The organism is Pseudomonas sp. Irchel s3h14 (assembly GCF_900187425.1).
GTDB lineage: Bacteria > Pseudomonadota > Gammaproteobacteria > Pseudomonadales > Pseudomonadaceae > Aquipseudomonas.
In genome coordinates, this window is sequence record NZ_FYDJ01000009.1 from 190,399 (window position 1) to 208,561 (window position 18,163).

At 59.7% G+C, this 18,163-nt stretch carries 14 protein-coding genes and 1 pseudogene; 6 read left to right on the forward strand and 9 right to left on the reverse strand.

The window, feature by feature from the left end; all coding sequences use genetic code 11:
• Window positions 1-56 precede the first annotated feature (56 nt).
• Entirely contained in the window at window positions 57-686 is a 630-nt protein-coding gene (locus tag CKW16_RS18980) for a LysE family translocator (protein ID WP_095129686.1), read from the forward strand.
• A 150-nt stretch (window positions 687-836) separates the two neighbouring features.
• Here CKW16_RS18980 and CKW16_RS18985 read toward each other — a convergent pair whose 3' ends face one another.
• Window positions 837-1,586, reverse strand: coding sequence for a hydroxypyruvate isomerase family protein (locus CKW16_RS18985; protein WP_095129687.1), 750 nt, complete (start codon window positions 1,584-1,586; stop codon window positions 837-839).
• Between the two features lie 61 nt (window positions 1,587-1,647).
• Window positions 1,648-2,559 (reverse strand): LysR family transcriptional regulator, encoded by a 912-nt coding sequence (locus tag CKW16_RS18990; protein ID WP_095129688.1) that lies wholly within the window; start codon window positions 2,557-2,559, stop codon window positions 1,648-1,650.
• A 116-nt stretch (window positions 2,560-2,675) separates the two neighbouring features.
• On the opposite strand from CKW16_RS18990, the gene CKW16_RS18995 reads away from it, so the two are divergent.
• The 4 genes and pseudogenes from CKW16_RS18995 to CKW16_RS19010 all read left to right on the forward strand — a co-directional run.
• A complete protein-coding gene (locus CKW16_RS18995) occupies window positions 2,676-3,095 on the forward strand; it encodes an ester cyclase (protein ID WP_095129689.1) in 420 nt (139 codons plus the stop codon).
• A 3-nt stretch (window positions 3,096-3,098) separates the two neighbouring features.
• Complete coding sequence (locus tag CKW16_RS19000; RefSeq protein WP_095129690.1) at window positions 3,099-4,166, forward strand: SDR family oxidoreductase; 1,068 nt, start codon at window positions 3,099-3,101, stop codon at window positions 4,164-4,166.
• Window positions 4,167-4,336: 170 nt separating this feature from the next.
• Window positions 4,337-4,879, forward strand: coding sequence for a histidine phosphatase family protein (locus tag CKW16_RS19005; protein ID WP_095129778.1), 543 nt, complete (start codon window positions 4,337-4,339; stop codon window positions 4,877-4,879).
• Between the two features lie 143 nt (window positions 4,880-5,022).
• Window positions 5,023-5,142 (forward strand): annotated as a pseudogene (locus CKW16_RS19010) (NAD(P)(+) transhydrogenase (Re/Si-specific) subunit alpha); the annotation flags it as partial.
• Window positions 5,143-5,168: 26 nt separating this feature from the next.
• Here CKW16_RS19010 and CKW16_RS19015 read toward each other — a convergent pair.
• The 7 genes from CKW16_RS19015 to CKW16_RS19045 all read right to left on the reverse strand — a co-directional run bounded on the left by CKW16_RS19015 (window position 5,169) and on the right by CKW16_RS19045 (window position 16,481).
• Entirely contained in the window at window positions 5,169-6,812 is a 1,644-nt protein-coding gene (locus CKW16_RS19015; RefSeq protein WP_095129691.1) for a fatty acid--CoA ligase, read from the reverse strand.
• Window positions 6,813-6,843: 31 nt separating this feature from the next.
• Window positions 6,844-8,622: an acyl-CoA dehydrogenase C-terminal domain-containing protein gene (locus CKW16_RS19020; protein ID WP_095129692.1), complete on the reverse strand. Its 1,779-nt coding sequence runs from the start codon at window positions 8,620-8,622 to the stop codon at window positions 6,844-6,846.
• Between the two features lie 7 nt (window positions 8,623-8,629).
• Window positions 8,630-11,146 (reverse strand): RND family transporter, encoded by a 2,517-nt coding sequence (locus tag CKW16_RS19025; RefSeq protein ID WP_095129693.1) that lies wholly within the window; start codon window positions 11,144-11,146, stop codon window positions 8,630-8,632.
• Between the two features lie 31 nt (window positions 11,147-11,177).
• Window positions 11,178-12,251, reverse strand: coding sequence for a YCF48-related protein (locus CKW16_RS19030; protein WP_095129694.1), 1,074 nt, complete (start codon window positions 12,249-12,251; stop codon window positions 11,178-11,180).
• A 123-nt stretch (window positions 12,252-12,374) separates the two neighbouring features.
• Window positions 12,375-13,733 carry a DUF1329 domain-containing protein gene (locus CKW16_RS19035; RefSeq protein ID WP_095129695.1) on the reverse strand — a complete coding sequence of 453 codons (1,359 nt, stop codon included), beginning with the start codon at window positions 13,731-13,733 and terminating at the stop codon, window positions 12,375-12,377.
• A gap of 41 nt (window positions 13,734-13,774) precedes the next feature.
• Window positions 13,775-15,787, reverse strand: coding sequence for a DUF1302 domain-containing protein (locus tag CKW16_RS19040; RefSeq protein ID WP_095129696.1), 2,013 nt, complete (start codon window positions 15,785-15,787; stop codon window positions 13,775-13,777).
• Window positions 15,788-15,914: 127 nt separating this feature from the next.
• Window positions 15,915-16,481, reverse strand: a complete 567-nt coding sequence (locus CKW16_RS19045) for an alpha/beta hydrolase (protein WP_056740534.1) — start codon at window positions 16,479-16,481, stop codon at window positions 15,915-15,917.
• Between the two features lie 355 nt (window positions 16,482-16,836).
• Here CKW16_RS19045 and CKW16_RS19050 point away from each other — a divergent pair, with 355 nt between their 5' ends.
• A complete protein-coding gene (locus CKW16_RS19050; RefSeq protein ID WP_095129697.1) occupies window positions 16,837-17,895 on the forward strand; it encodes an AraC family transcriptional regulator in 1,059 nt (352 codons plus the stop codon).
• The last annotated feature ends 268 nt before the right edge of the window (window positions 17,896-18,163 follow it).

Consider the following 18,163-nt stretch of genomic DNA (forward strand, 5'->3'; position numbering starts at 1 on the left):
TTATACAGATTTAGCGGAGCTTCCAATTCGTTATCTCTTCCTTTAGGAGTTACGCCATGCCCGAACTGTCCAACCTGCTTGCCTACGGCCTGATTTCACTCGGCATGGTGCTGACTCCCGGCCCGAACATGATCTATCTCATCTCGCGATCGATCTGCCAGGGACGAATGGCCGGACTGATTTCCCTCGGTGGCGTGGCGTTGGGTTTCGTCGTTTATATGTTTTGCGCCGCATTGGGCATCACAGCCCTGGTCCTGGCGGTTCCCTATGCGTATGACGCCCTGCGACTCGGCGGCGCGCTCTATCTGCTCTACCTGGCCTGGCAAGCGGTCAAGCCCGGCGGCCGTTCTCCGTTCCTGGTACGAGACCTGCCCAAGGACAGCCCGCGCAAGCTGTTTATGATGGGATTTGTCACCAACCTGCTGAATCCCAAAATCGCGGTCATGTATTTGTCGCTGCTGCCCCAATTCATCGACCCCACCGACCACGGAAGCGTGCTGGCGCAATCCATCGTGCTGGGCTTTACGCAGATCGTCATTAGCGTGAGCGTCAACGCCCTGATTGCCGTCATGGCTGGCTCCATTGCGACATTTCTCGCAAACAGGCCCGTGTGGCAGACCGTGCAGCGCTGGCTGATGGGGACGGTCCTCGCAGGCTTGGCCACGCGCATGGCCGTCGAAGGGTGACGCTAAACCGGGGTATTTTCGGTTGGCGCATCGGGTGCGCTGGTAAAAGATCCGGGCGGGGTGGCGAATGCCCCGCACTGGAGGATCGGCTGAGAGCTCATCATCCGGACAAGCACATGGTCGTTCCATAAATCTTTACGCCCACAAGTGCTAAGTCCTTAGCTGCTTAATCCAGTCAAGGCTCGCAGCGGTAGAGCCGGAAGGACGGTATTCACACCCGATCCATCCTGGGTAGCCACGCTGCTCCAACGCCGCGAACAAGGCAGCAAAGTTGATGCTCCCCGTTCCCGGTTCGTGACGACCCGGATAGTCAGCAATTTGCACATGGACAGTTCGGTCATAAAATCGAGCCAGAACATCTGCTGCGTCTCGGGTCAAAAGCTGGGCATGGTAAAGATCGAGAATCAGCCCAACACTCGGAAAGGTCTCCAGCACCTGTTGCGCCCTGCTGAAGTCAGACATGTAATAACTCGGCATCTCCTTCGAACTGATCACTTCGATAAGGGGCCGCAACCCCTGATCCTCGAAGTACTTGACTGCATACTCCAGGTTGCTCCCGAAGATAAGAGCAGCCTCATCCTGCGTCGTAATTCCAGACATGATGTGGACATCCGAACAAGCCAGCACCTTTGCATAACTGGCGGCCTGGACCAGGCCAGCGCGAAACTCTTCTTCCTTGCCTTGCAGGGCAGCAATGCCTTTAGTGACACCCGACGGTGCGGCGAACTGAATCAGAGGAAGAGCGTATTGAGCCAAGTGGTCGGCCAGGAGACTGGCGTCGAATTCATAGGGCGACGGAAACTCCACCGCCCGAAATCCAGCGGCAGCGGCGGCTTCGATGCGTTGAAGAAAAGGCACCTCATTGAATTGAAAACCGAGATGAGCATTGAACTTGAGCATTGGGTAAACATCCATCCTGGAAAGAAACGAAAAGCCTGGAACATCCTTTGTAGCTCCAACACTACACTATCGGAAGTGGTCCCCCTAAGAGGTAACCTTCGACATTTTCCATGGACAGGGTTTCAAGCAGCACCTGCTCCAGGATGGCAAAAAAACATTTGATGTGAGCCTGTTTCAATGCCTGAGGCCGGGTCACCAGATAGACCTCCATATCTGGAAGGTGGAGATCCGGGAACAACCCGATCAGATCCTTCGCCAATATACGGGGCAGCACGGCCACCCCCATACCTCGCCTCACCGATTCGAGCTGCACGGTGAACGAGTTCACGCAGATCTGCGCGCGGTCCAGACCACCGGCCTTTGCCGCACGCATTTGCGGCAACATGTCCAGCGGGGGAAGCAAGGCAATATTGACCGCAGTGGCCGGGGTCACCCCTGGAAACCGCTTCAGATAACCTGCATCAGCGAAGACACCGTAGGCGAGCCGGCCTATTGGTCGATAAATCAGCGACGGCTCACCCAGATGAGCTGTACGTACAGCAATGTCTGCCACGCCGCGGACGATCTTGTGAAAGTCGGCTGTTACCATCAGCTCCACCGAACAACGTGGGTGCAGAGAAGTGAAGCGACTCGCGGCTTCCAGCACACAAGACGAGAACCCCTCTCCTGCACTGACCAGGACACTGCCAAATAGCTCTGTGTGTAGCTCGGATATGCCAGCCGCGGTTTGACGTCTCAAGCCAGCTTCAGCAGCCAGGGCAACTTCCACGAGGGATTGGCCCCGCGAGGTCAACCAGCATCCTTCAACGCCCCGCTCAACGAGTGGCTCGCCCAGTGCGACCTCAAGTTGGGTCAGGCGGCGGGACACGGTAGACGCCGCGATACCCAGCAACTGGCCAGCTTGAAGAAAGCTGCCACGCCGCGAGACTGCCAACAGCAGACGAAGATCGTCCCAATTTGCTTGCAACGCCATGCGTCCTGTCCTCCCTGGTCTGCATATGTGCAAAGCCATTATGCAGTAGTCGCTGTTTTTCGGGAGAGGCCTCAAAGGTATATCTACAGGCCCTCGAAACAAATGGAATGGATTGTATGACTACTGGCCCCAACGACTATGCGGAACGCGCCTCAAGAGCCTTCAATCGCCGTGATGTGGAGGCGATGCTTGCGTTGGTTTGCGAAGACTTCATCTACCTCGATGGTATGGGGATTCAAACCGGTCGCGAATCCATGCGCAAACGAGAGACTGCGCTGTTCGAAGCGTTCCCTGATGCCCAAGTGACCTTCACCCCATTCATGGTCGCTGACGATCATTTGGCGCTGACTGCCTTCCTGACCGGCACCTTCACCGCCCCCTTGGTGCTGCCAGGCCGGGTGATTCCACCCCATGGACGCCATATTACCGTGCACTACGCCGCACACTTCACCTTCAGAAACGGACTGGCCATCCGTGAAGAGGCCTTCTTCGACAGTGCGGTGTTGATGCCGTTAGCCGAACAGGGTGAGGGTTGAGCCATGCGTAGCGCATTTGTTACTGGAGCAACCGGCTTGCTGGGCAACAACCTGGTGCGTGAATTGGTCGCTCGCGGCTACACGGTCAAAGGCCTGGTCCGCTCAAGAGCCGAAGGTGAACAGCAGTTCAATAATTTGCCGGGTGTGGAGCTGGTCGTTGGTGACATGGCCGATGTCGACGCATTCGCAGCATCGCTGCAAGGCTGCGATACGGTGTTTCACACCGCGGCGTTCTTTCGCGATAACTACAAGGGTGGCAGCCACTGGAAGGAACTCGAAAAGATTAATGTCGCCGGTACGCGGGACCTGATTCACCAGGCTTACCGCGCCGGTATTCGACGGTTCATCCATACGTCTTCCATTGCTGTGCTCGACGGCGCACCTGGCATGTCCATCGATGAGACATGTCTGCGGGCCGACGCCGACGCGGATGACTACTACCGCAGCAAGATCCTCGCCGATCGTGTCGTCTTGTCGTTCCTGGAAGCACATCCCGAGATGCATGCCTGCATGGTCCTGCCCGGTTGGATGTGGGGGCCTGCCGACATTGGCCCGACCTCCTCAGGACAGTTGGTCAATGATGTCGTGAACGGCAAGTTACCCGGGCTGATCCCTGGCAGCTTCTCCGTCGTCGATGCCCGTGATGTGGCATGGGTGCTGATTGCTGCCGCCAAACATGGCCGACGAGGTGAGCGCTATCTCGCGGCGGGCCGGCATATGACGATGCGTCAGCTAGTGCCTGTTCTAGGACGTATCGCGGGCGTCAAGACACCCGTTCGACAACTACCGTTGCCCTTTCTATACACCTTGGCGGCTGTGCAGGAGATCTATGCGCGCCTTACCGGCAAGCCCATTCTGCTGAGCATGGCCACGTTGCGCCTGTTGATACGAGAGGAGGACCGCACCTGTTTCAACCACCGCAAAAGTGAACAGGAACTTGGCCTGAATTTCCGGGCGCTAGAGCTGACAATCACTGACACCGTGGCGTGGTACCGTGATCACGGCTGGTTTGAAAACCACAGTGCGCGGGCCTCGAAGAAAAAAAGCTCATCCGTCATGGTCGACAACTGACTTTCGGAAACGGGATTACCGTCTAGCCCCAAAGCCGATAATCTCGAGCCGCATTGTGCGGTTTTATGCTGGCACGCGAGGCGTACCTTGAGCTCCCGAAACCGCACCTCTTGGTCATTTACCGCACACCAGAACAAGGACGTAAAATTGTGAACAGGGAAATAATCCTGATGCGTCACGGCCAGCCAAAACTGGCCGCAACCGACAAAATCTCAGCGCTCGAGATGAAAGACTGGATCGAGCAATACAACCGATCCGAAATTACCCACCACCCGGCCCCGCATGCCAGTATGCAACTCGCCGCAACCGCCACGGTGATTGTTTCAAGCAGCGCGCCTCGTGCGCTGACCTCCGTCCAGGCGCTCGGCCTGAAGCCTGCACTGGTTGACGCACTTTTCTGCGAAGCACAACTACCTTGTGGTCATTGGAAACTGCCACGGCTATCGCCGTTTACCTGGGCATTTATCCTTCGAGTCTTATGGCTGTGCGGTTACTCACGCAACGTCGAATCCGCCGGCACTACGAGGATGCGCGCCAGCACGGCAGCTAAACGATTACAGTCCCTTGCCAGCGATGGACCGGTTCTGCTGCTCGGTCATGGCTTTATGAATCGAATGATCGCCAATCAACTGGTGGCTGACGGATGGGTTCGCCAAAAACGTAACGGCAGCCAGTATTGGAGTGCGACCGTGTATCAGTACGGCGGTGTGTAAGAGGCGCCAGACACTTTCTTGGCGATTATCAGCTCAGTGGCAATATTCAATTTCTTCTTTCTCCCCATTCAGCAAAACGCATTGGGCCGGTGACCAAACCGACCCAATGCCATACGAGCTGATCCATTTACCGCGAATCGACTAACGAAACCATCGCCAAGCTGGCCGAATGCGGGATTACCGCCTTTGCCTTGGAAGCTGCGCCTCGCACCTCCCGCGCTCAGAGTCTGGATGTGCTGTCCTCCCAAGCCAACATCGCTGGCTGACATAGCATCCCCCCGCACCTTTTTCAGCCCAATTCACTTTCCCGGATGAGCTTCTTGTTAATCTTCCCGACGCTGGTTTTAGGGATCTCGGCGACGAACTTGAACTGCTTGGGGATCGCCCATTTGTTGATGCGGCCACGCTCGACAAACCCTTGAAGGTGCGTCTCCAGAATCTTGCGGTCGAGATACTGCCCAGGCTCGCACACCACCAGCGCCATCGGCCGTTCGCCCCATTGTTCGTCCGCAACGCCCACGACGGCGACCGACATGACGGCTGGGTGCTCGCTGATCAGGCTCTCCAGTTCCAGGGAGCTGATCCACTCCCCGCCCGTCTTGATGACATCCTTGATTCGATCTTTGATTTCCACTCCACCCAAAGCGTCGATAGAGGCCATGTCGCCGGTGTGCAGCCAGCCGTTGTGCCACAGCTCGGCGCCCTTTTCGGGCTCCTTCAAATAGCCTTGAGTCAGCCAAGGCGCGCGCACCACGATCTCGCCCAGGGACTCACCGTCATGAGGAACGTCATTGCCACTGGCATCGATGATTTTCAGGTCGACCATCGGCACCGGCGTGCCCGTCTTGATGCGGGTGGCCAGTTGGGCTTGCGTGGATTGTTCGAGGTCTTCATCACGCAGGTAAGTCAGGCACAGCAATGGGCAGGTTTCCGACATGCCGTAACCGCTGTGCACCTGAATACCTTTGGCGCTCGCTTCGCTGGCAATTCCCAGCGTCAGCGCGCTGCCGCCCAGGAGCATTTTCCAGCCATCGAAACGAGTCCGTTGCGCTTCCTCACAGCTCAGGATCATTTGCAGAATGGTCGGCACACAGTGGGAGAACGTGACCTTCTCCTCTCGATACAGCCTGACCAGGCTGTTGGGTTCGTAGCGGCCGGGGTAAACCTGCTTGATCCCCATCAGGGTGGCGACATAGGGCACACCCCAGGCATGCACGTGAAACATCGGTGTGATCGGCATGTAGACATCATCGGAGCGCAGCAGCGGCAACCCCTGATAGACGCCCAAAGTGCCGACGGCATTCAAGGTGTGCAAGACCAATTGGCGGTGGGTGAAATACACGCCTTTTGGGGCGCCTGTGGTGCCTGTCGTGTAGAAAAGGGTCGCGACCGAGTTTTCATCAAAATCGGGAAAGTCGTACTGGTCGGCCGACCCGGACAACAGGTTTTCATATTCCCCCAGCACCGGTAGCGACGTGTGAGTGGCTGTGTCGTCCGTGAGCTGCAGGTAGCCTTTGACGGTCTTCAGCTGTCCGTGAATCTGTTCGACCAGAGGCAGGAAATCATCATGCACCAGCACCAGGTCGTCTTCGGCATGGTTCATGGTGAAGAGCACCTGATCCGGCGAAAGACGGATGTTCACGGTGTGCAGCACCGCGCCGATCATCGGCACGGCAAAGAAACATTCCAGGTAGCGATGGCTGTCCCAGTCGAGCAGGGCCACCGTATCCCCGGCCTTGACGCCGGCAGCGGTCAAGGCGTTGGCCAGCCGGCGGATCCGCTGGTTGAGCGTCTGGTAGCTGTAGCGCAGTTTGTCGGCATACACGATTTCCCGGCCCGGCTCGTACCGCACGCCGGACAGCAACAATTGCTTGATCAGCAAGGGATAGGCATAGGCGCCGTCGGCGGGCGGAATTATTTTTGTCGCCATCATGGTTGTGGTTCCCGGTCCTTATTACGTGGGCTCAGAACTGCTCTGCATCCAATTGATAGAGGCATTCGCTGCCAGCCTTGGCCGACGCGCTCAACGAATGGATACGCGGCAGCAGACGGGCGAAGTAGAAGCGCGCGGTGGCCAGTTTGCTGGCATAGAAAGCGTCCTTGGAATGCGTGCTCATGGCGGTTTTGGCCATTCGCGCCCACATGTAGGCGTACGCGGTGTAGCCGAACACGTGCAGGTACTCGACCGAGGCCGCACCGATTTCATTCGGGTTGTTCTGGGCTCGGTCCAGCAGCCATGCGGTCAGTTCGTCGAGGGTGTCGACGGCGGCGTTCAACGGTTTGGTGAACTCGCCGAGGTCAGCGCAGGCATTGGCGGTAAAGTTGCGGATTTCCGAAGCGAACAGCCGGTACAGCGCCCCGCCGCTGCCGACGATTTTGCGCCCGGCCAGGTCCAGTGACTGGATACCGTTGGTGCCTTCGTAGATCTGCGTGATGCGCACGTCGCGAACCAATTGCTCCTGGCCCCACTCGCGGATGTAACCATGGCCGCCGAAGATCTGCTGGCCGTGCACCGTGGTTTCCAGCCCCATGTCGGTGAGGAACGCCTTGGCCACCGGGGTCAGCAGCGACACCAGTTCCTGGGCGCGGGTGCGGGTTGCTGCGTCATCGCTGTACTTGGCGGTGTCCAGTTGCAGGGCGACGTAGCTGGAGAACGCCCGCCCGCCTTCGTTCAAGGCCTTCATGGTCAATAGCATGCGCCGTACATCCGGATGCACGATGATCGGATCGGCGGCTTTGTCCTTGTTCTGCGCGCCCGTCGGCGAACGGCTTTGCAGACGGTCACGGGCGTATTCGACGGCGTTCTGGTACGAACGCTCACCCAGCGCCAGGCCCTGGATACCCACGCCCAGACGTTCGTAGTTCATCATGGTGAACATCGCCGCCAGGCCCTTATTCGGCGCATCGATGATCCAGCCGGTCGCCCCGTCAAAGTTCATCACGCACGTGGCGGAGGCCTTGATGCCCATCTTGTGCTCGATGGAACCGCAGGACAGCGAGTTGCGCTCGCCCAGCGAGCCATCCTCATTGACCAGCACCTTGGGCACCAGAAACAACGAAATCCCCTTGGGTCCGGCGGGCGCATCCGGTAACCGGGCCAGTACCAGATGGATAATGTTTTCGGTCAGGTCGTGCTCGCCGCCGGTGATGAAAATCTTGCTGCCGCTGATCTTGAAACTGCCGTCGGCCTGAGGTTCGGCCCGGGTGCGAATCAGGCCCAGGTCCGTGCCGGCATGCGCCTCGGTCAGGCACATCGAACCGGTCCAGGAGCCGGCATACATGTTTGGCAAATAGCGTTCCTTGAGTTCCTGACTGGCGTGGGCATTGATCGACAGGCACGCACCGGCGGTCAGCATCGGGTACAGGCCGAACGACAGACTGGCCGAGTTGACCATCTCCTCGACCTGAGCCGAAATGGCCTTGGGCATGCCCATGCCACCGAACTGCGGATCACCGCCAACACCCACCCAACCGCCTTCGGCGAAGGCCTGGTAAGCCGCGACAAAACCGTCCGGTGCCTGGACCGCGCCGTTGTTCCAGGTGCAGCCCTGTTCGTCGCTGCTGCGGTTCAGCGGTGCGATAACTTCGCCACTGATTTTGCCAGCCTCTTCAAGGATCGCGGCGGCCGTTTCTTCATCTATCACTTCGGCCAGGCCAGGCAATTGGGCCCACAGCCGGGACACCTGGAAGACTTCGTTGAGTACGAAGCGCATATCGCGCAAAGGAGCTTTGTAATCAGACATCGTTGGCTTACTCGGAAGTGGTCAGGGCATGCGGCATGCCCTGGCGTTGGGATGTGCCGGTTGCACCGGCTTGTGCCACTTGGGCTTGCGGAACGGGGTGACGCAGCAGGAAGTAAGACAGGGCAGGAATCAGCACCAGCGCGCCGAGCATGTTCCACAGGAACATGAAGGTCAGCAGGATGCCCATGTCGGCCTGGAACTTGATCGGCGACCAGACCCAGCACACCACGCCGGCCGCCAGGGTGATGCCCACCAGGCCCACCACCCGGCCGGTAAACGACACGGCGTTGCGGTAAGCCTGAGACAGCGGCAGGCCCTGGCGCTGGTAATGCAACTGCACGCTGAGCAGGTACAACGCGTAATCCACGCCGATGCCCACGCCCAATGCGATCACCGGCAGGGTTGCGACCTTCACGCCAATGCCCATGGCCACCATCAACGCTTCGCAGAGGATCGACGTCAGCACCAGTGGCAGCAGGGCGACCAGCGTCGCGCGCCAACTGCGGAAGGTGATCAGGCAGAACAGCGTCACCGCCGCATAGACGTACAACAGCATGGTGCGATTGGCCTCGCGCACCACAATGTTGGTCGCCGCCTCAATCCCGGCCGACCCGGCCGCCAGCAGGAACTGGCGATCTTCGCTGTTGTTCTCCCGGGCGAATTTTTCCGCGATACCCACCACGGCATCCAGCGTCTCGGCCTTGTGGTCCTTGAGGAAGGTGATCACCGGCATCAGCGAACAATCGGTGTTGAACAACTCCGGGGAGTTGACCGAGGCTTGTTGCGCGGCGTAGTTCAGCACGTCCTGATTGCGCTGGATGCTGTTGAGCTTGGGGTTGCCTTCATAAGTACCGGCGGTGATTTGGCGTACCGCGTTGACCAACGAAGCCGTCGCCTGTACGCCCGGATACTGCTGCAGCTCCCAGGCCAAACGATCGGCGAGGATCAGCGTCTTGTAGTTCAGACAGCCTTCCGGCGCGGTCTTGATCATCACCGCGAACAGGTCGCTGGACAGCGCGTAGTGGCTGGTGATGTAGGCGTTGTCACGGTTATAGCGCGAGTCGGCACGCAACTCCGGTGCGCCACTTTCCAGATCGCCGATCTTCAGTTGCAGGCTGACCATGAAGCCGCCGATGCCCATCAGCACCGCGACCAATACCGCGCCCGTGGCCCACTTGCGCGTGGTGAAGCGGTCGAGCAAGTCCCACAGTTTGCCGAAGCCTTTGTGCCCTTCTGCGCGCGTGTCGATTTTCAGCGCACGCTCGGCAGCCTTGGCCCCGACGCCGACATAAGACAGCGCCACCGGCATCAGCAATAGCGAGGTAAAAATCAGCACCGCCACACCGATACTGGCGGTGATCGCCAGGTCCCGGATCACCGGAATATCGATCAACATCAGCACCGCGAATCCGACGGCGTCGGCCAGCAGCGCCGTGACGCCGGCAATGAACAGACGACGGAAGGTGTAGCGTGCGGCGATCAGCTTGTGGGTGCCACGGGCGATGTCCTGCATGATCCCGTTCATCTTCTGCGCCGCATGGGACACACCAATGGCGAAGATCAGAAAAGGCACCAGCACCGAGTAAGGATCGATGGCATAGCCGAGCCAGGCGACGATGCCGAGTTGCCAGACCACCGCGATCAACGAGCAGCCGACCACCAGCAAGGTGCTGCGCACGCATCGGGTGTAGGCGTAAATGATGATCAGCGAAGTGACGACGGCCAGGCCGAAGAACATCATCACCTGAATCAACCCGTCGATCAGGTCGCCCATCAGTTTGGCGAAACCGATCACCCGGACTTTGTACTGTCCCTTGCCCTCCTCCCCGGCCTTGCGCGCAGCACTGTCACCGGCGAATTCGATCTTGTCGCGCAACTGCTCCTCGAGCATCTGCGAAAAGGCGTGGTAGTCGATGCGCTGACCGCTGGCCGTGGCCTTGTCCAGCAGCGGCACGATCAGCATGCTCGATTTGTAGTCGCTGGCCACCAGACTGCCGACGATACCGGCGCGGGAAATGTTCTGGCGCAGCTGTTCTATTTGCTCAGGCTTGCCCTCATACGTATCGGGCATCACCGGACCACCCTGAAAACCTTCCTCGGTGACTTCGGTCCAGCGCACAGCCGGGCTCCACAAGGATTTCATCCACGCACGGTCGACGCCTTCGGTGAGGAACAATTTGTCATTGACCTGCTTGAGCACGTCCAGGTAACCGGGGTCGAAAATATCGCCCTGAGTGTTCTCCACCACCACCCGCACCGAGTTGCCCAAGCCGCGCAACGACTGGCGGTTTTCCAGGAAGTTCTGGATGTACGGCTGGCTCTGCGGAATCATTTTTTCGAAGCTTGGACGCAGCTCCAGGCGAGTCGCGGCCATGTAGCCCAGCACCACAGTGGCCAGCGCCATCAGCAGCATGAACAGCGGACGGTAGTTGAACACCAGCCGCTCCAGCCGATTGCCGGAATGGCGGTCGAAGTCCCGCAGTTCGCGGATCACCGGCATGGTTTCTTGTTTGATATTGCCCATGTCTGGGTTCTCGCTCTAAGGGTTCGAGGGCTTATTCAACGGACAGCGTCCGTGCACCACGGCTGCCAACCACCACCAGCGCACCGTCGGCGGCGCGCGTGACGCCCGTCACCGGGACCGGCTCGGCTTGCTGCACCCAATGCATTTGCGCACCGGTGCCCTGGCTCACCAGCATCTGCCCGCCCTGAGTGAACAAGCGGTAATCACCCTGCGCATCGACGATGCCGGCGGTGATGCTGACGTGCAGGCCACTTTTCTGCGGGGTCCAGCTGAGACCGCCATCGGTGCTGCGCAGCACATTGCCGCGCAAGCCGTAGACGAGCGCTTCCCCAGGTTTGCCGAGCACACCGAAAAAACTGCCCTGATAAGGTGTCTGCATGGCGGAGAAGCGCTGTTTTGCGTCATCCCATTTGAGCAACAAGCCCTGCTCGCCGGCGATGTACAGCGCATCGCCGGTGGAGGCGATGGCGTTGAGGTGAAAACCCTGCGGGTTGTCGGTGCGGTCCTGGAACGGTGTCCAGCTCTGGCCGCCATCCTCGGTGCGCAGGATCAGGTTGAACACCCCGACCACATAGCCGAGGCGGTCGTTGGCGAACCAGACATCGAGCAAGGGTTTGTCGGCACCCTGCGCCACCAGGCGCTCACCTTCGGCGACCAGCAGCGGCCATTGTTCGTTGCCAGGTTCTGCACGAGCCAACGCCTGGTAATGCTTGACCAGCAAGGCCCCGATCTCGCGGCCGTCCAGTTGCTTGCGCCAGGTCGCACCCGCATCGTTGCTGTGCAACACCACACCGTCACCGCCCACCGCCCAGCCCTGGGTGGCAGAAGGAAAACTCACGGCATTGAGGTCGGCACTGACCGGCACCGCTGCCTGCTGCCAGTGTTTGCCGACGTCATCGGAAAACAGAATATGGCCACGCTGGCCGACGGCGATCACGCGCTCACCGGCGCGGGCCATGCCGGACAACGGATTGTTGATGGCCAAGGCGCTGACCCTGGCGGGCAGGTCCAGCACATCGACGTAATCGGCCGCGTGGATGACGCCCTGCAACAGGCCGAGCACAACGCCAAACGCCACCTGCAAATAATTCTTATACGAACACATACCGCGTCCTCTTCGGAAAACCGCGCCGGGACACACATCCGTGTGTCTGACGTTGAAACCTGGCGCCCGCTCGCTCCCACCGCCTCGTGAGCAGTGAGTCGAGCGGGCGTTTTTGCGGTTGGCTCAGCGAATACCGGCGCCGGCCAGGGACTCCGACGACCATTGCGCCTTGGAGAGCGGATCGATGTATTTGATGCCGCCGTAAGGCCCGACCACGCCGTTGATGTTGTAGGAACCCCCCACCAGGTCGTAGATCATGAAGGGCGTGGAATCCGGGATCTGTTTGTCGTAGCTCTGGCTGAGGAACGCGAAGGATCCACGGTACAGCTGACCACGGGCGTCGTATTGGTCAGAGGCCAGAGCGGTCCAGCTGTCTTCATCGAGGTAGAAGCGGCGCTTCTGATAGATGTGTCGAGCGCCGGACTTGAGGTTGCCCTCCACTACCCAGACGCGGTGTTTTTCCCAACGCACGTAATCGGGAGCCAGGTGATTGGCGGTGGTCAGCGACTTGGGATCCTGGGCGTAAGTCAGCTTGTAGGTGTTGTACGGCACGATCATTTCCTGCTTGCCCACCAACTTCCAGTCGTAGCGATCCAGTGCACCGTTGAACACGAAAACATCGTCGTAGGTGCCCGCGCCGGCGGTGCCGGGGTTGGGCGTGTCGTACGCCAGGTTCGGCGCCAACTTGACCCGACGCTGGCCAGGCAGGTACTGCCAGGCGCGGCGCGGTTGCTGCAACGGGTTGGCGGCGTCCTTGAGCATCACCGCTTCACCGGCCCGGCGCGCAGGGCCGGTATAGGACAGCTTCATCTGGTAGTACACGTCGGCGCTGCTGATCGGCTGCGTCAGGTTTTCGTAGATCGGATAGGAAATGAACGCCTGCCCGGTGGTCGCCAGGCTCGGCACGCCGGCGGAGTCGACGTTCCAGGAGTCGTACTTGGAATTGATGCTCACGCCTTGATAGCGCAGCAGGAAGTTCCACATTGCTTCGTTGCCCGACTGCGGGATCGGGAACGGCACGCCCGGCAGCACGTTATCGATGGCCAAACCGCCTTCGAGGGACTTGGCGCCGCTGGCGTTCTTCACGCCGTTATCGAGGATGGCTTTGGGCAGCGAAACGGTGCGGTGGGTCGGGTAGACATTGACGTGGAAGCTCGGGAAACGTTTGGCCAGTTCCGCCGTGGTTGCACTGAGCAAGCCCTTGTACTGATCGACGTTTTTGCCGTCGATCACCAGCAATGGTTTTTCGTTGACGAAGGGATCCGGACGCATGCTGTCACCGGATTTGAAACTGGCCGGCGGCGTGGTCAGGCCACCGTCATAAGCGGGGATGGAACCATCAGCGTTCCCGGCCTTTTCAGCGCCCACCAGGGTCAGGCTGCTGCCCAATTTTGCAGCGTCCTGGGGTGAAACAGCGGCCTGTGCCTGGGCGGCAAGGACCATGGCCAGCGAAGCGGCCAACACGGTTTTGGCGAATTTCATCTTGTTATTCTCCTGCTTGCATTGAGCAAATCAGTGGTGAATCAAAAAGTGGTTTTCATCGTCAGGTAAACGGCGCCACGGTCCTCAGTCGTTGCACCACCACCGGAAAAGGCTGAGTAGCCACCGGCGTAACAGGCGTAGTTTTCATTGCCGCTAAAGGCATTGGGTGTGGAGCCGTCGCCGCTGCCGGCATTGGCCGCGCCGGTACTCAGACCGCTGGCGTCGCACTTGTCGGCCTTGCCGAAAGAGTCCACGTACTTCAGGTCGACAAAGTATTTGTTGTACACAACGGCCCCGAGGCCGATGGCGTAGTTACCGGTGTCTTTGGCACCACCACCGGACACCGGTGAGACGCCGTCGAGACCGACGTTGATGGACATCGGCGCGTTGAGGTCGACACCGGGAAACACCTGGTACCAGGTCGGCGTGAAGTTGACCGCGATGCCCCAGTTGTCCCGAGTCGGCTGGTCGATGCCGCGATAGGAGTCCTTGCCCTTGTAGAGCGCTTCGTTCTTGCTATCGAGCTTGAGCAGGTTGCTGTAATACAGCTCGCCAAGCAGGGTTGCCGAATCGAACACAGGCGTTTTGGCAATGGTCATCAGACCGTTGAGCGTCCAGTGCAAGGTGTCGCCGGTGGCGGCCATGCTGTCGCCCTTCTCCGGCGTGTCATAAACCACACCGGTGGCAGCCGTACGCGCCGGCAACAGGCCAAGACCCGCGCCCAGGTCCAGCGGACTGTTAGTGCTGACAATCGCCGGAATACTGGCCAGGGGCATGTTGTGACGAATGTTCAGGTCCGAACCCACACTCACCCCGCCCACATCCTTGGATAGGCTCAGGCCAACGATCTTGATGTTGTCGGCATAGGCCATTTGATAGGTGGCGGTGCTCAGCGAGTTAAGCGTATTGACCACCGCAGGCACTTGCCCTGCCGGCCGGGTGCCGTTGGGGTTGGCCGAACTCAGGCCTCTGGCATCCAGCCAGGCTTGCGGCAGGATTTCCGAAGTTTCGCGGTAGTAAACGCCGAGGGTGCCATCCAGCCAGACCGGCGACCACTTGGCCATAACGCCCCAGTCACCGCGCTTGTCCGGCGTCAGGTCATGACCGCGACGCACATTGGTCAGCCCGTTGCAGGGCGCCAGACCACAACCCAGCGGACTGCCCGGCACCACACCATTGGTGTTGCCCAGCAGGAACGACTGCGCACCGAAACCGACCAGATCGGAACCACCGTAATAAGTGCCTGCTTCCGGCAGGCGCGCGGCGTCCCAATCGAGGAAATACTGGGCGCCCACGGTCAGTTCGGGATTGACCGTGAATGACATCGACAACTGGTTACGCGGAACGAACAGTTCCTTCGCTTCAGTGCCCGGCGAGGCGGCCAGTTTGGCCAGGTCCAGGCCGGATTGGCCGTAACTGTTCGAATGCACCGGGTTGAGAATGGTCTCGCCCCAGAACACGTTGTGCTGTCCGGCCTTGACGCTCAGCAGCGACTCCTCGCCCACTTCGGTGCTGTAGAACACGAAGGCATCAAGGATTTCGCCGGAGGGACCGGTGTAGTAACGCTGGGCATAGTTGCTCAGGTGCGGGCTGCCGTTGCCGACGTTGTCACCGGTGACCCCGGCCAGGCGTGGGTCGTTGGCGACCAGCCCCGACCTTGCGTCGTTGCCGTTGACGAACGGGTTGGAATTGGAACCGGTGTTCTCGTATGCCTTGTCGTACCAACTGGCGGCGCTGACACGAAAACCCATGTGGTTCTGGTAGACCACATCCATCTCGGTCAACAGGTCAACACGGTTGGTGATGTTGGTCCCGGCCTTGCGGAAGTTGTAGTCACCGTCGTTGTTGTTCGGCGTTGCCAGCATGCGTTTGTCAGCGCTTTCGGTGCGTACGCCGTAGTTGTACTTCACGGTGTTATCAAGACGTACGGTCCAGTCCGGGTTACCTGTGTCGAGCTCGACCGCCTGCGCGACCGGCATGGCGGCGGCCAGAATGGCCGAGGCCAGCAAGGTGTAACGCGAGGGTGCGAACCCGTGACTCTTATTGTTGTGCATTGCGTTGTCTCCGCCTTTTTGTATTTGTTTTAAGCGCAGCCGCCCTCGCGCAACCCCTTGTTCCAGGGGTTTACGTTTTCAGGAGTGAGGGCAAAAGCCGGATGGCGCGAGCCAACCGGCGCCTGAATTAGCGATCCAGCTCGAGGATGAGTGCTTCGGCGTGTGGCCAGCGCCCATACCCGGCAGCAGGATTGAGATGACCGACTTCGCCGAGATTGAGCAGTTCGCTGCCCCAGCCTTCGGCCATGCGCGTGGCGGCATCCAGGCTGGCGAGGTGGTCGTTGGTACTGGCGGCCACCAGGCTGCGGAACGGCAACCGGCCTTTGGGTAGAGGGTCCCAACCTTGGGTACGCAAGGTTTCAGCGGAGGGGTAGCCCTGCGGCCATTGGGCATCAAGGTCCGGCGGAGCGGCCAGCAGAGCGCCTTTGATCGGCCGACTGTGCCGCGCAGCCCAGTGCGCAACCATCAACACACCGGCGCTGTGAGCGACCAGAATCACCGGCCCGTCGATCTGTTCCAGCTCGTGCTGAATCGCTTCGACCCGCTTGGCGCAATCGAGCTTGTCGGTGTCCAGCGGCGGCACACTGCGCACCTTGCACAGCCTGGTTTCCAGCAACGTTTGCCAATGTTCGGCAACGTGCTCACGCAGACCCGGTACGATCAGAACGGTTGCGGCAGTTTGCAGTTTGTCCACTTCAACACCTTCGCTTTCTCGATGACTCGACTGGCTCTATTCGCCAGGGGCTTTTTGTAGGACTGACATTAAAGAGCGCCCGCCCGAGGCGCTTTTCATTGGACGTCAGGCACTTTTCTTTTCATGACAAATTTCCAGGTGTTGGCGCACAGCGACCACTGGTCGAATATCCCCACAGGTTCTCTACAGCTCACTGTAATCAATGGGTGAGCGTCGATTGCTGCACAACGACGGTGTGATTTTGGACAGCATTGGGCGAGCGCCCTCGACAACGTCGCAACTGTTCAATTGTTGATGTGCTGGATATAGTCGCCACGCAAATTTGAATCGCAACCGGCCCAGGAAAGACCTTCGCATGCCCAAGCTTGTTCGCGCCGCCGTCTTGACCAACTACCTGGAAGTCACTCAGTACCTGGGGTTCAACCCGCGCGATGTACTGGCCGGCGTCGGTTTGAGCAAAGCCAAGCTGCAAGCCCCTGAGCATCGCATTCCCATCGATGCCGCCGTGCGTCTGCTGGAGGATTCAGCCGTCGCCAGTGGCTGCCAGAGCTTCGGTCTGAGCATGGCCGAGTCGCGCCAGCTCTCGGACTTCGGCGTGGTCAGTCTGCTACTCAGCCACCAGCGTACGCTGCGTGATACGTTGCAAGTGTTGGTGCACTACCGGCATCTGATGAACGATTCGCTGGCCCTCTTCATCGAGGAGGCTGGCAAGATGGTGATCATTCGCGAAGAGGTGGTCACCGAATCGCCGATGCCCTGCCGACAAGCCAATGAATTGGCCATCGGCGTGATGTTCCGCCTGTGCGCCGCCCTGCTCGGCGCACACTGGCATCCCTACAGCGTCAACTTCACGCACCAGCCTCCCGACAACCTGCAACTGCATCGCCGCCTATTCGGCTGCAAGCTGGAGTTCGGCAGCGAGTTCAACGGCATTGTCTGTCCCAATGCCAGCCTCGACATGACCAACCCCCATGCCGACCCGGCCATGGCGCGCTATGCCCAGAGTTACCTCGACTCGCTGCTGAGCCACGAAGGCCCTTCGATGCTGTTCGAGGTGCGCAAAGCCATCTACCTGTTGTTGCCGATGGGACGCGCCACCATCGAGCAGATCGCCCAAACCCAGGGCATGAACGTGCGGACCCTGCAACGACGCCTCAAAGACGACGGCTGCGCCTTCAACGACCTGATCAACGACGTGCGCCGCGACCTGGTGTTGCGCTACCTGGAAAACCCGAATTACTCGCTGGGCCGGATCGCCGACATGCTCGGCTACTCCATGGCGAGTTCCTTCACACGCTGGTTCATCACCCAGTTCGGCATGCCGCCGGCCGCTTGGCGCAGCGCGCAAAAACAACCCAAGGCACCCAGCGAACCAAGCACCCTGCCCGGTTCCACGGAACCCTGGGACGACTGAAAAGGACGCAAAAAAAGCGGCGACTGCTGGTACAGTCGCCGCAAAAAACCGGTGTCTGTGACACCGGCCGAGGAGTCAACGCAGTGCGGCCCTTCGTAGCAGCTGTCGAGCCTGCGAGGCTGCGTTCGGCTGCGAAGCAGTCGTGAGTCCGGCTGACGCGGTTTGTCTGATGCACCGCAGGTTCTGATTTTACGACTGCTTCGCAGCCGGACGCAGCCTCGCAGGCTCGACAGCTGCTACAGATAACCGCTGCCAGTATTTTTTAACG

What these genes read in the sequence shown, in the direction of transcription:
- CKW16_RS18980 (WP_095129686.1), top strand. Translation starts at nt 57, where the DNA reads ATGCCCGAACTGTCCAACCTGCTTGCCTACGGCCTGATTTCACTCGGC.
- CKW16_RS18985 (WP_095129687.1), bottom strand. Translation starts at nt 1,586, where the DNA reads ATGCTCAAGTTCAATGCTCATCTCGGTTTTCAATTCAATGAGGTGCCT.
- CKW16_RS18990 (WP_095129688.1), bottom strand. Translation starts at nt 2,559, where the DNA reads ATGGCGTTGCAAGCAAATTGGGACGATCTTCGTCTGCTGTTGGCAGTC.
- CKW16_RS18995 (WP_095129689.1), top strand. Translation starts at nt 2,676, where the DNA reads ATGACTACTGGCCCCAACGACTATGCGGAACGCGCCTCAAGAGCCTTC.
- CKW16_RS19000 (WP_095129690.1), top strand. Translation starts at nt 3,099, where the DNA reads ATGCGTAGCGCATTTGTTACTGGAGCAACCGGCTTGCTGGGCAACAAC.
- CKW16_RS19005 (WP_095129778.1), top strand. Translation starts at nt 4,337, where the DNA reads ATGCGTCACGGCCAGCCAAAACTGGCCGCAACCGACAAAATCTCAGCG.
- CKW16_RS19015 (WP_095129691.1), bottom strand. Translation starts at nt 6,812, where the DNA reads ATGATGGCGACAAAAATAATTCCGCCCGCCGACGGCGCCTATGCCTAT.
- CKW16_RS19020 (WP_095129692.1), bottom strand. Translation starts at nt 8,622, where the DNA reads ATGTCTGATTACAAAGCTCCTTTGCGCGATATGCGCTTCGTACTCAAC.
- CKW16_RS19025 (WP_095129693.1), bottom strand. Translation starts at nt 11,146, where the DNA reads ATGGGCAATATCAAACAAGAAACCATGCCGGTGATCCGCGAACTGCGG.
- CKW16_RS19030 (WP_095129694.1), bottom strand. Translation starts at nt 12,251, where the DNA reads ATGTGTTCGTATAAGAATTATTTGCAGGTGGCGTTTGGCGTTGTGCTC.
- CKW16_RS19035 (WP_095129695.1), bottom strand. Translation starts at nt 13,733, where the DNA reads ATGAAATTCGCCAAAACCGTGTTGGCCGCTTCGCTGGCCATGGTCCTT.
- CKW16_RS19040 (WP_095129696.1), bottom strand. Translation starts at nt 15,787, where the DNA reads ATGCACAACAATAAGAGTCACGGGTTCGCACCCTCGCGTTACACCTTG.
- CKW16_RS19050 (WP_095129697.1), top strand. Translation starts at nt 16,837, where the DNA reads ATGCCCAAGCTTGTTCGCGCCGCCGTCTTGACCAACTACCTGGAAGTC.